Origin of the sequence: Hyphomonas beringensis, assembly GCF_000682755.1 — a bacterium.
Lineage (GTDB): Bacteria > Pseudomonadota > Alphaproteobacteria > Caulobacterales > Hyphomonadaceae > Hyphomonas > Hyphomonas beringensis.
On record NZ_AWFF01000028.1, the window covers coordinates 51,206 to 63,729 of the forward strand.

Genomic DNA, 12,524 nt, shown 5'->3' on the forward strand with positions numbered 1-12,524 from the left:
ACCATGAAATTCACCCTGTCCTGGCTGAACGACCACCTCGCCACCAAGGCGACGCTGGATGATATTCTCGCCCTCATGCTGAAAGCCGGCCTTGAGGTTGAGGAGGTGGAAGACCCGCGTGAGAAGCTGGCCGCCTTCACGGTCTGCAAGGTGAAAGAGGCCAAGCCTCATCCGGATGCGGACAAGCTGCGCGTGTGCGCCGTGGATACGGTGGATGGCGAAAAACAGATCGTCTGCGGCGCGCCGAATGCCCGCACCGGTATGACGGCCATCTATGCGCCGCTGGGCGCCTATATCCCGGGGCTGGACTTTGCGCTGGACAAGAAGGCCCGCAAGATCCGCGGCGTGGAAAGCTATGGCATGATGTGCTCCACGCGAGAGCTGGAAGCTGGCGAAGACCATGACGGCATTGCCGATCTGGACGCCTCCATACCGCTCGGCACACCGGCCGCAGAGGCGCTGGGCCTGAATGATCCGGTGATCGATTTCGAAGTGACGCCAAACCGCCCCGACTGGCTGGGCGTGCAGGGCATTGCGCGTGACATCGCCGCCGCTGGCGGGGGCCGTTTCGTGCAGGTGGACATCAAGAAGGTCAGCGGCAATGCCGAATGCCCGGTAGAGATTCAGCTGGACGCGCCGGAAGCCTGCCCGGTCTTCGCTGGGGCGGTGATTGTTGGCGTCAAGAATGGTCCGTCACCGGACTGGATGCAGCAGCGCCTGAAGGCCGTTGGCATTCAGCCGAAAAGCCTTCTGGTGGATGTCACGAACTATATCTCTCTGGATCGCGCACGCCCGCTGCATGTGTATGACGCGCAGAAATTGTCCGGCCCTGTTGTGGCCCGTCTGGGCAAGGCAGGGGAGACGCTGGAAGCGCTAGACGGCAAGACCTACAAACTAAGCGAAGACATGTGTGTCATTGCTGATGACAGCGGCGTGATTGGCCTTGGCGGCGTGATGGGCGGCCAGTCCACGGCGGTATCGGATGAGACGACAGAGGTCTTCATCGAGAGCGCCTGGTTTGATCCGCTACGCACCGCGCGTACAGGCCGCGCCACAGGTATCCATTCTGATGCGCGCTATCGCTTTGAGCGCGGCGTGGACCCGCACAGCTGCCTGGACGGCCTGAACATGGCGCTGGCGCTGATCGTGGAGTATGGCGGCGGCACCGTCTCCAAGCCGAGTGTCGTGGGCGAGCCGCCGGTGAACCCGCGCAAGGTGACGTTCTATCCGGCCGATGTCGAGCGCCTGACCGGCCTGACGGTCAAGCAGACCGAGATGCGCCGCATCCTGAAGGATCTGGAGTTCGTGATCGAGGATGCCGGGGATGCCTGGTATCTGACGCCGCCAACCTTCCGCTTCGATATGGAACAATCGGCCGATATCGTGGAAGAGATTGCCCGCCTGATCGGCTATGACCAGCTGCCGACAACGTCCTTGCCCGCACCGGAAGGGGGCGTGCGCGCCATCACGACGCCGATGCAGGCGCGTGTGCGCACGACCCGCCGCGTCATGGCATCTCGCGGCTTTCTGGAAACGGTCAGCTGGAGCTTCATGTCGAAAGCCCATGCGGCGCTGTTCGGCAAGATCGATGAGTCCCTGACCGTCGCCAATCCTGTGGCGAGCGATCTCGACTATATGCGCCCGTCCATTCTGGGCAATCTGGCGCAGGCGGCTCAACGCGCGGCCAATCATGGTGAGCGCGGTGTGCGTCTGTTCGAGGCCGGGCCGATCTATCTGGGCGATGGCCCGAAAGATCAGCGTACGGTCGTGGCCGGTCTGGTGCGCCCCTATAATGAGCGTCACTGGCAGGGCGCCCCGCATACCTATGATTCCTATGCTGCGAAAGCGGACCTGTTTGCCGTTCTGGAATCTCTTGGCCAGCCGGGGGATCGTTTCCAGGTGGCTGACCCAGTGCTGCCGCAATGGCATCCGGGTCAGGCAGCGGCGCTGAAGCTCGGCCCGAAGGTTACGGTGGCTCATTTCGGCCAGCTGCACCCCGGCGTGCTGAAAGCGCTGGGCGTAGATGGCCCGATGTTCGGCTTTGAGCTGAACCTCAATGCCTTGCCGCAGATGAAGGCCAAGGCGACGAAGACCAAGCCGGTTCTGGAGCGTATCGACCTGACGCCGATCCGCCGTGACCTGGCCTTTGTGGTGGATCAGGCCGTTCCGGCAGGCGATCTGGTGCGCTTTGCGCAGGGCGCTGACAAGAAGCTGATCAGCCAGGCGGAAGTCTTCGATGTCTATGAGGGCACCGGTGTGCCGGAAGGCCAGAAATCGGTCGCGTTTGAGCTGACCCTCCAGCCGCGCGAAAAGATGAAGGATGAAGACATCCAGGCCCTGATGGACAAGGTTGTGGCCGCGGTCGCCAAGGGCACAGGCGGTGTGCTAAGGGGATAAGAGAGGGTGAACCTGTTCGCGGAGGGGACGCATGGGGCTGTATCGGTGGTTGCACAATCAGCTGGTTCCCGAAGCCCGGGAGTCCGGTATCTCCCTGACGAACTGGTTCATCATCAGCCTGGTCCTGGCCAGCTTCCTGTTCCTGGCGCTTGAGACCGAGCCGACGCTGCTGGCCGTTCCCGAATGGCGGGTGGCATTCCGATGGTTCAACGTCACAGTCGTCATCATTTTTGCCATCGAATATGTGCTGCGCGTAGCGATTGCCGGCATGCGGCCGGAATATGCCGGCTTTGTCGGGCGGCTACGCTACATTACGCGCTTCTATTCTATCGCAGACCTGTTGGCTTTCCTGCCGGAATTGATTGTCATGGTGATTGGCGGCGGCATTCCGCTGATCGCGCTGCGCGTTTTCCGCCTGTTCCGTCTGATCAAGATTGCGCGTTTTGTGCCGGCCTTTGATGTGCTGGGCGCGGCGATGAAGCGGGCAGGTTCTCAGCTTCTCACAACGCTCGCCATGGCCATGGCGCTGGTCTATGTCGCGGCTGTGCTGCTCTATTTCATTGAAGGCGTGGGGCAGGGGCGTCCGGAGTTCAACTCCATCCCGCGGGCCATCTGGTGGTCCATCGCGACGCTGACAACGGTCGGCTATGGCGATGTATATCCGGTGACGACGCTGGGCCGGATCGCGGCCTCAGTCATTGCAATTGCAGGGATCGGGGTGGTGGCCCTGCCGGCGGGCGTATTTGCCAGCGCCTTCTCTGATGAGCTGCGCGAGCGCCAGCTTCAGAAGCTGCAGGACCGGGTGGAGGAGGCCGAAGCCAAAAAAGGCGCCGCCCCCGAAGAGAGCGGCGCCTGAGAACAGCCTGATCTTGCAGCCTAGTCCTGGCTTTTTGAGCCGTTGGCTTCGGATTGCAGCATTGTGTAGCGCTCGATGCCGATACGCTCGATCAGGTCGAACTGGGTTTCCAGATAGTCGACATGTTCTTCCTCATTGGTGAGGATCTTGCCGAACAGGTCGCGGCTGCCATAGTCGCGGACGCTTTCGCAGTATTCCATGGCGTCGCGCAGCATCGGAATCGCATCATTCTCAAGCTTCAGGTCGCATTCGAGAATTTCCTGCACAGATTCGCCAATGCGCAGCTTGCCCAGATCCTGCAGGTTCGGCAGGCCGCCGAGGAACAGGATGCGTTCGATCAGCCAGTCGGCATGTTCCATCTCTTCGATGGATTCCTTGTACTCATAGTCGCCAAGCTTGCTGACGCCCCAATCGTGCAGCATGCGAGAGTGCAGGAAGTACTGGTTGATGGCTGTCAGCTCGTTTTTCAGACACTTGTTCAGAAATTCGATGACCTTTGGATCGCCTTTCATGGGGGGGCTCCTGTTTGATTACGTGAATATACCTAGCAGATAGGTTGATTGTCTCGCGCACGCAAGAAAAAATCCAATAAAATCAATTGCATATGAAAGTGCGACACAGTTGCAGACGGGTATGCAAATGCGTCGCGCGCGCAAGGCGGCGGAAAAAACCAGTCAAGGCAAAGGGCTAGCGTCTACTCTGCAGCAATCAGGGCAGGGGACGGCATACGGCGATCCATTTCCTCGGCGATGATTTCGCCCATGGAGCAGCTGCATTTTCCGCACTGGAATTTGCAGCCATGATGCGCCTGCACGGCTTTGGGGCTACGCGCCCCGGCATCCACGGCGTTGCGGACGCTCTTGCAGTTAATGCGGTTGCAGACACAAACGATCATGAGAACCATTTGCAACAACGTGCGAATGATTGTCAATACGGTTTTTCACGCTTCTTAACACTTTTCCCCGCGCCAGACAGACCAGCTGACCCCGCTGCCGATATTCAGCGTGGTTGTCTCATAATGTCCTGCCGGGTCGCTGACATAATCGACAAAGGGTTTGAGCGTTTTTCGGAAGCTGAAGATATTGTCGGCCATGATGGTGGCGCCGGGGGACAGTTTCGGCTCCAGCAGTTTCAGGATCGGGATATAGAGATCCTTCCAGCCATCGAGAAAGACGAAATCAATGGGGCCCTGCAGGGGCGCAAGGCTCTCCCGCGCGTCGCCTTCGCGGATGTCTGACCAGCGGCTGAGCCCGGCTTCTTCCAGATTTCTAAGGGCGATCTGCGCTTTCCGTGTGTCTTTCTCCGTTCCGATAAACTGGCCGCCGGTCTCACGGGCCGCGGCGGCCAGATAGATGGCGGAGATCCCAAAGGACGAGCCGAACTCCACGATGTTGCGCGCCCGTGAAGACAGGGCGGCAAGATACATCAGCCGGCCGAAGTCCGGCGAGACAGGTATGTAGGCGTCTTTCAGATAGGGCTCTGCCGATTCAAAGGTGGAACGGCCTTTCAGATAGCCTGTCAGGATGGCGGGCAGGGCCCGCAGCAGCACATTGCGATCCTGGCGGGCCTCCTGATGCAGGCGGGCGAGCGTGGCGGAGACCTGCGGTGCGTTGAGGCCGTGGGCAGGCGGGGGCATGTCAAAGGGCATGGCGCAAATCCTTGGTTGCGGTGGCGGTGTGATGCGATAAATATGAGCTATTGCTCGTATTTTGAAACTCGCATTCGCAAGGCCTTTCCCGATGACCTCCGCAGAGACACCCACCCCCAGAAAACGGCCAGTTCAGGCGCGGTCCGCGATCACGGTCGACGCAATCCTGACGGCGGCAGCTCACATTCTCGAAGGGGAGGGGATGGAGGGATACACGACGAACGCGATTGCGGCGCGTGCGGGCGTGTCGATCGGGTCTCTCTATCAATACTTCCCGAACAAGGAGGCGATCACCGCGGCGCTGGTGCTGGCGGATGCCGAACGCCTGTATGAAGGGCTGCAGGCCGCGTCAGATGCGTCGGCGGGCGCGCCCTTCCTGTCGCGGCTGGAGGCCTTGCTGGATGTCGTAATTGCGCACCAGATGGACCGCCCGGCGCTGGCGCGCATGATCGACATGGAAGAGCGGCGTTTGGCGCATGACCCGGCCCTGCAGGCCGTGCATGAGGCAGGCTTTGCCCTTGTGCGCCAGGAGTTGCAGCAAAGCGGCCTCAGCCTGCCCTTCGGGCTGGAGGCCTGCACTGTGGATGTCTTCGCCATCGTGCTGGGCATTTGTGACACGGCGGGGGAGCGTGGCGAGACCGATGGCGACAGCCTCAAGGCGCGCATTCGCCATGCTGTGCTCAGCTATCTTGGGGGTCGTCCCAGCTGAACACGTCTTCCAGCCCCACGCCGAAGACGCGGGCGATGCGAAAGGCGCTTTCGAGGGAAGGGGAATAGCGGCCCTGTTCGATGGCGATCACGGTTTGCCGCGTGACGCCGATCTCCTTGGCGAGGGCGGCCTGGCTCATCCCGTCATGAGTCTCGCGCAGCTGCTTTACGCGGTTCGAGATAGGCGGGCGTTTGGCCATCGCTTACACGCCCCGGCGGTAATAGAAGATGGTCAGCGCATATTCCGCCACCTGTGACGCAATCAAACTGCCCACACAGATATGGAATAGCAGATTGCCGTCGCGCAGGAAGTAATACTGCCACAGGCCCGCAAAGATGCCGAAGCCGAGCACATAACCGGACACATTGCCCGCCTGGCGCAGCACCTGTTTGTCGCGTTCATCCTCTTCGGCCTCTGCCTCCTCGGGATTGCTCACCGCGATAATGATGTGACTGATTACGGCCCCGGCGACCAGCATGACCGTCGCAAAAGCGATCAGGCCGATGACGGGCGGCGCGGTCTCTCCCATCGCCTCAGACATGGCCCAGACCCTTGAGAGATACCAATATCCGGTAAGCGAAAGCAGCAGCCCCATGATCCAGGCGGATTTTTCGTGAAAGGACATTCGCGTCTCTCCATGTCAAAAATTTCTTACATGGCTCATCTAGTCAAAGATTTTTGACATGTCAAATATCTTTAACAAGGAATGATCGCCCAGCTTGACCGGAGGGGCTGTGGCCTCTACCTCCGGCGCACCTGTTTTTACTTAGCAATGACTGACATTCCTGATGACCGATCTCTCTACGCTCGCCCACTCCGCAAAGGCCTGGCCGTTCGAGCTTGCCCGCAAGCTGGAACAACGCGTGGAGCAGCAGATAAAGGCCGGCCAGCGCAGCGCCGATGACCCGGTCACGTTCGAGACCGGCTATGGCCCGTCCGGCCTGCCGCATATCGGCACGTTCGGCGAAGTTGTGCGCACAACCATGGTGCGCCACGCCTTTGAAGTGCTGACGGCGGGCAAGTACAAAACGCGCCTGATCTGTGTGTCAGATGATATGGATGGTATGCGGAAAGTTCCGCCCACCGTGCCGAACCCGGAAAAGCTGGAGCCCTATCTGCAACAGCCGCTGACGGCGGTGCCGGACCCGTTCGGCACGCATGACAGCTATGGCGCCCACATGAATGCGCGCCTCTGCGCGTTCCTGGACCAGTTCGGTTTCGAGTATGAATTCCTGTCGGCGACGGAATGCTACAAGTCCGGACGCTTTGACGACATGTTGCTGCGCGCGGCGCAGAAGTATAAAGACATCATGGATGTCATGCTGCCTACGCTGGGCGAGGAACGCCAGGCGACCTACAGCCCGTTCCTGCCGATCCATCCGGAAACCGGCGAAGTGCTCTATGTGCCGATGAAGGCCGTAGACGGAGAGGCCGGTACGGTCACGTTCGAGGACGAGACCGGCAAGGAATTCACCGTGCCCGTGAAGGGCGGCCATGTGAAGATGCAGTGGAAGCCGGATTTCGGCATGCGCTGGGCGGCGCTGGGCGTGGACTTTGAAATGTTCGGCAAGGACCACCAGGCCAATGCGCCAATCTATTCCAAGATCACGAGAATTCTCGGCAAGCGTCCGCCGGAACAGTACGTGTACGAAATGTTCCTGGACGACAAGGGCGAGAAGATCTCCAAGACCAAGGGTAATGGCATCTCGGTGGAAGACTGGCTGAAATATGCCCCGGATGAGAGCCTCAGCCTGTTCCAGTTCCAGAAGCCGCGTGTGGCGAAGAAGCTGTATTTCGATGTCATCCCGAAAGCGGTGGACGAGTATCTGACCTTCCTGGAAAAGTATCCGGAGGAGGAGCCTGCGCGTCAGATCGAGAATCCGGTCTGGCACATCCACTCTGGCAACCCGCCGCAAGTGAAGACGCCGGTCAGCTTTGCGCTGTTGCTCAATCTGGTCGCCGTGGCGAACCCGGAAGACAAGAGCCAGCTCTGGGGCTTCATCTCGCAATATGCGCCGGAGGCCTCGCCCGAAACGCATCCGATGCTCGACAAGCTCGCCGGCTATGCGATGAGCTATTATACGGACTTCGTTCTGCCGGAGAAAACCTATCGTGCGCCTACGGACAAGGAACGCGCGGCGATGAAAGACCTGTCCGCGCGCTTTAAGGCATTCGATGATGAGCCGACGTCTGAAAACCTGCAGACGCTGACTTTCTCTGTTGGAAAGGAACATGAGTTCGAGAATCTGCGCGAATGGTTCAAGGCGCTGTATGAAGTGCTGCTCGGCCAGAGCCAGGGCCCGCGCTTCGGCAGCTTCGCTGCGCTCTATGGCGTTGCGAACACGGCCCGCCTGATCGATGAGGCACTGGCGCGGGATTAGGGGCAGGGGGCATGCTGCGGTAATTGTAATCAGCCCTAAACACTTCCCTGATTAGGTGGCCCCTGAACAGGGGAGGCTTTCCGCACATGACCATTCTACGTACCGCGCTGCTTGCAGGCGCGCTCATCACTCTGCCCGCTTGCATGGCCAGCAAGATCGTTACCGTACCGGTAAGTGTGGCGGGGGATGTTGTCGAGGGCACGGCCAAGGGCGCCTATGCGGTCGGTTCCGGCGCGGTGCGCGTAACCGGCGACGCGCTGGACGGGCCGGACGAGCATGTCCGCATCGATGTGACCTACAGAAATGGCAAGCACATCCGGAAGACGATCAAGAAGAAATATCTTGAGCGCGAGCTGAAAAAGCTCGGCAAGAAGGGCCGGATTGTGGACGTCGATGTGAGCGCGGCGAAGTAGAGACTACTTCGCCGAGATCAGGGTCGTCTTCTCGGTCGGCAGTTTGCCCTCCGGCCAGTTGGCCCAAAGCTCCGCTTCCTTCGCCTTGGCGGTTTCGACTGCCGCATCCTTCACATGGCCATATCCGCGGATATCGTCCGGAATTTCGGCGAGTGAGATGGCCAGCTCATGGTTCTTTGCCGTCAGTTCCTGCGCGATGCGGGCGAGGCCGGTGAGATAGTCATCGCGGATCTGGCGTTCCATCTTGCGTTCTTCGGTATAGCCAAACGGGTCGAACTTGGTACCGCGCAGCCCCTTGAACTTCGCCATCAGCTTGAAGACCGTCAGCATCCAGGCACCGAAATGCTTTTTCTGCAGGTGGCCTTGGGCATCCTTCTTGGCGAGGATCGGAGGGGCCAGCATCAGGCGCATCTTGCCGCCCTTGAATTGTTTCGCCACATAGTCGGCAAAGCTGCCATCCGTGTAGAGACGGGCGACTTCGTACTCATCCTTGTAGGCCATCACCTTGTAGGCATAGGTGGCCGCGGCCCGGGTCAGCTTGTCGCCAAGGCCTGCGCCATGCTCCGCCGCGCGGACTTGCGAAACGATGCTGCGATATTTTTCGGCATAAGCCGCATCCTGATATTTCGTCAGGCGCTCTGCGCGGTCGTCGATCAGCTCGTCCAGCGTCTTTGGCTCAAGATGGCCGCGCGGGTCATGCTGTTGTTCCAGACGCTGCGGGTCTGCGGCGGCAATCCGGCCAATATTGAAGGCGGACATGTTATCCTGCACCTTCGTACCATTCAGACGAATGGCGCGGTAAAGCGCGCGCAGGCTGACCGGCACCTGGCCCTTTTGCCAGGAATAGCCGACCATGATCATGTTGGTGTAGATCGCGTCATGCAGGTATCCGACGGCCAGCGCCTCGGCATCAAAAGCGGCAAAGTCACGTGCCTGACGCTTCACGCGGGAGGCCAGAAGATCGCTCTCGAACCGCTTTGACCGGTCACGGATGAATTCGCTGGTCGGCGTGACATCGGAATTGGCATAGGCAGCTGTGCGGCCGGCATCCATCATGTTGATGGCATCGCCGCCTGCGGCCACAACCAAGTCGCACGCAATGATCAGGTCTGCGCTGGCCGGCGGGACGCGGCCGGTGGAGATCATCTCCGGCTCGCGGGCAAATCGGATATGGCTCAGCACCGGGCCACCTTTCTGGGCAAGACCGGTCATGTCCAGGCTGGACGCGGCATGGCCATCCACATGTGCGGCCATGGCCAGCACGGCCGCCACCGTCGTGACACCTGTGCCACCGACGCCTGTGAACAGCACGTTCCAGGGCTCAGCCAGGCTGGGCGTTTCGGGCAGGGGCAGGCCGGCATCGTCAAATACCGGGCGCGGCTGGTCTTCCCAGGCCGGTTCGCCATCCTGAATGGTCACAAAGCTGGGGCAGAACCCGCGCAGGCAGGACAGGTCTGTATTGCAGGTGGACTGATTGATCCGGCGCTTGCGGCCCAGTTCCGTCTCGACCGGCTCAACCGAGAGACAGTTCGACTTGATGGAGCAATCGCCACAGCCTTCGCAGACTTCGGTATTGATAACGACGCGCGTGCGGTCCGGCGCGCGCAGGCCGCGCTTGGAGCGGCGGCGCTTTTCGGTGGCGCAGATCTGGTCATAGATCATGACCGAGACGCCCTTGGTCTTGCGCAGCATGTCCTGAACGTTGTCCAGATCTTCGCGGTCATAGATTTTTACGCGGCGGGGCAGGTCAGCCACATTGGCATAACGGGTCGGGTCTTCGGTGACGATGACGATCTTCTCGACGCCTTCGGCCTCTACCTGTTGCGCAATCTGGGCCGGGGTCTGGCCGGATTCGACATGCTGGCCGCCCGTCATCGCGACGGCGTCATTATACAGGATCTTGTAGGTCATGTTTGCGCCGGAGGTGACCGCGGCGCGGATGGCAAGGCTGCCGGAGTGGGAATAGGTGCCATCGCCAAGGTTCACGAAGACGTGGCCCTCATCGGTCGCCCAGTGCTGGCCGACCCAGGCAATGCCTTCGCCGCCCATCTGGCTGGTCATGTCGGTTTTCCGGTCCGGCATGAAGTTCGCCATATAGTGGCAGCCAATGCCTGCCATGGCGCGGGAGCCTTCCGGCACCACGGTAGACGTATTGTGCGGGCAGCCCGAGCAATAGTGCGGTGTGCGGATCGTTTCGGAGGCATTGGTACGGGCCGCTTCGCCCGCCCGGCCGACGCGGTCGAAATAGGCGTCGGCGCGGCTCGTATCCCAGCCTTCCGGCATGATCTTCATCAGCGCGCCCGCCATTTCCGGGATGGAGATGGAGGCGATGTCTGACAGCAGGGGCTTGCCCTCGCGGTCGCGCTTGCCTTCGATATAGGGGCGCTGGCCATCCGGCAGGTCGTAGAGGGCAGAGCGCAGCTGATCCTCGATCAGGGGGCGCTTGTGTTCAATGACGACGACGCGCTCAAGCCCCCGGCAGAACGCCCGAACCCCTTCCGGCTCCAGAGGCCATGGCATTGCGACCTTGTAGATGGAGAGGCCCAGGCGTCCCGCATCCTGCGGAGAGAGGCCAAGCGCCGCGAGCGCCTCGAACACGTCGCGGGCGGCCTGGCCTGTCACAATGACGCCGATACGGGGCTTCGGCGACGGCAGGATGACCTGATCAAGCTGGTTTGCGCGCACATAGGCCTGCGCAGCGGGAAGCTTCACCTGGCGCAGGCGGCGTTCCTTATCCAGCGGGCTGTCACCGCGGCGCATGTGGACGCCGTCTTCCGGAAGCACAAAGTCCGGGGTGACAAAGTTGAAGCGGCTGAGGTCCACGCTGACCACGGCGCCGGAATCCATTGTATCCGCCAGCGCGACAAGGCCGGTCCACGCGCCGGAGAAACGGCTCATCGCCCAGCCATGGATGCCATAGTCCAGCACATCCTGAATGGAGGCCGGGTTCAGCACAGGGATTTCGGCATCCTGCATCGCGAATTCGGATTGCGAGGGCAGGGTGGAGGATTTGCAATTATGGTCGTCGCCAATAATCGAAACGACGCCGCCATGCTTTGAGGCGCCAGCGGCATTGGCGTGCTTGAACACGTCACCTGTCCGGTCAACGCCGGGGGCCTTGCCATACCAGATACCGAACAGGCCATCATATCGGGCGCCTGGAAACAGGCCGAGTTGCTGACTGCCCCAGACGGCGGTTGCGCCGAGGTCTTCGTTCAGGCCTTCCCAGAACTTGATGTCATAGGTGTCGAGCCATTTCTGGGCAGCCCGCAATTGCTGGTCATATCCGCCAAGGGGAGAGCCACGATAGCCGGATATGAAGCCGGCCGTGTTCAGCCCCATGCCAATATCCAGTCGTTTGCGATCAAGCGGCAGGCGCACGAGGGCCTGAATACCCGTCATAAAAGCTTTGCCCTCGACAAGGTCGTATTTGTCGTCCAGCGTAACTTCGCGATGTTGCATGATATGCCTATCCCAAGGGTTTGTGGCATATTATTGGGTAAATCGCACGAAATTGCTTGCCTTTCTTGCGCGGTTTTTGTTATTCCGGGGTAAAATTTACCGGAATTTGCAGGAGTTTAAGCAAAATTGGCCCAAGAACTAGATGCAGTTGATGCGCGGATCCTGGACATCATCCAGCATGATGCCGGACTATCCGTTGCCGAGATCGCTGACCGTGTTGGTCTGTCCTCTTCACCCTGCTGGCGGCGTATCAAACGCATGGAAGAGGCCGGGTTCATTACCGGGCGCGTCACCCTGCTGGACAATAAATCGCTCGGACTCAACTTCGAAGTTCTGGCAAGCGTCAAATTGGCGCTGCCGAGCCGGGAAAACCTCGAAGCGTTTGAGCGCATGGTGCGCGATTGGCAGGAAGTCGTCGAATGCATGACGGTGACAGGCGCAGTGGACTACATGATCCACATCGTGACGACCGACATGCATGCCTATGACAATTTCCTGCGTGACAAGCTGCTGGGGTCTGCCCTTGTCTCGGATGTTCAGTCTCGCATCGTCATCCGTGTGGCCAAGCGCACGACGGCGCTGCCGCTGGATCTGGTGGAAGATGTAAGAAAGTCCTCGTCCACCTGACTATACCTCTAAAGGATAGCAGGAGATATGT

General features: G+C 60.3%; 12 protein-coding genes. 6 read left to right on the forward strand and 6 right to left on the reverse strand.

Features of this window, described 5'->3' with window-relative positions; translation table 11 throughout:
* Positions 1-3 precede the first annotated feature (3 nt).
* Both pheT and HY29_RS05110 read left to right on the forward strand, forming a co-directional pair.
* Complete coding sequence (pheT, locus tag HY29_RS05105; RefSeq protein ID WP_034793473.1) at positions 4-2,397, forward strand: phenylalanine--tRNA ligase subunit beta; 2,394 nt, start codon at positions 4-6, stop codon at positions 2,395-2,397.
* A 31-nt stretch (positions 2,398-2,428) separates the two neighbouring features.
* Positions 2,429-3,253 carry an ion transporter gene (locus HY29_RS05110; RefSeq protein WP_034793477.1) on the forward strand — a complete coding sequence of 275 codons (825 nt, stop codon included), beginning with the start codon at positions 2,429-2,431 and terminating at the stop codon, positions 3,251-3,253.
* Between the two features lie 20 nt (positions 3,254-3,273).
* Here HY29_RS05110 and bfr read toward each other — a convergent pair whose 3' ends face one another.
* The 3 genes from bfr to HY29_RS05125 form a co-directional block, all read right to left on the reverse strand.
* Entirely contained in the window at positions 3,274-3,765 is a 492-nt protein-coding gene (gene bfr, locus HY29_RS05115; RefSeq protein ID WP_034793479.1) for a bacterioferritin, read from the reverse strand.
* 182 nt (positions 3,766-3,947) lie between these two features.
* Entirely contained in the window at positions 3,948-4,184 is a 237-nt protein-coding gene (locus HY29_RS05120) for a (2Fe-2S)-binding protein (protein WP_241765139.1), read from the reverse strand.
* Between the two features lie 18 nt (positions 4,185-4,202).
* Complete coding sequence (locus HY29_RS05125; RefSeq protein ID WP_034793481.1) at positions 4,203-4,901, reverse strand: O-methyltransferase; 699 nt, start codon at positions 4,899-4,901, stop codon at positions 4,203-4,205.
* A 91-nt stretch (positions 4,902-4,992) separates the two neighbouring features.
* Here HY29_RS05125 and HY29_RS05130 point away from each other — a divergent pair, with 91 nt between their 5' ends.
* A complete protein-coding gene (locus HY29_RS05130) occupies positions 4,993-5,610 on the forward strand; it encodes a TetR/AcrR family transcriptional regulator (protein WP_034793496.1) in 618 nt (205 codons plus the stop codon).
* Here the strand turns inward: HY29_RS05130 and HY29_RS05135 are convergent.
* Positions 5,582-5,809: a helix-turn-helix transcriptional regulator gene (locus HY29_RS05135; protein WP_034793499.1), complete on the reverse strand. Its 228-nt coding sequence runs from the start codon at positions 5,807-5,809 to the stop codon at positions 5,582-5,584. The genes HY29_RS05130 and HY29_RS05135 overlap by 29 nt on opposite strands.
* Positions 5,810-5,812: 3 nt before the next feature.
* Positions 5,813-6,235 carry a DUF2178 domain-containing protein gene (locus HY29_RS05140; protein WP_051601145.1) on the reverse strand — a complete coding sequence of 141 codons (423 nt, stop codon included), beginning with the start codon at positions 6,233-6,235 and terminating at the stop codon, positions 5,813-5,815.
* A gap of 163 nt (positions 6,236-6,398) precedes the next feature.
* Here HY29_RS05140 and HY29_RS05145 point away from each other — a divergent pair, with 163 nt between their 5' ends.
* Together HY29_RS05145 and HY29_RS05150 are read left to right on the forward strand one after the other, a co-directional pair.
* Complete coding sequence (locus tag HY29_RS05145; RefSeq protein ID WP_034793502.1) at positions 6,399-7,991, forward strand: lysine--tRNA ligase; 1,593 nt, start codon at positions 6,399-6,401, stop codon at positions 7,989-7,991.
* An 86-nt stretch (positions 7,992-8,077) separates the two neighbouring features.
* A complete protein-coding gene (locus tag HY29_RS05150; RefSeq protein WP_034793505.1) occupies positions 8,078-8,404 on the forward strand; it encodes a hypothetical protein in 327 nt (108 codons plus the stop codon).
* A 3-nt stretch (positions 8,405-8,407) separates the two neighbouring features.
* Here the strand turns inward: HY29_RS05150 and HY29_RS05155 are convergent, their stop codons facing one another.
* Positions 8,408-11,866, reverse strand: a complete 3,459-nt coding sequence (locus HY29_RS05155) for an indolepyruvate ferredoxin oxidoreductase family protein (protein WP_034793507.1) — start codon at positions 11,864-11,866, stop codon at positions 8,408-8,410.
* Between the two features lie 126 nt (positions 11,867-11,992).
* Between HY29_RS05155 and HY29_RS05160 the strand changes: the two genes are divergently transcribed.
* Complete coding sequence (locus HY29_RS05160; RefSeq protein WP_034793517.1) at positions 11,993-12,493, forward strand: Lrp/AsnC family transcriptional regulator; 501 nt, start codon at positions 11,993-11,995, stop codon at positions 12,491-12,493.
* Positions 12,494-12,524: the final 31 nt, after the last annotated feature.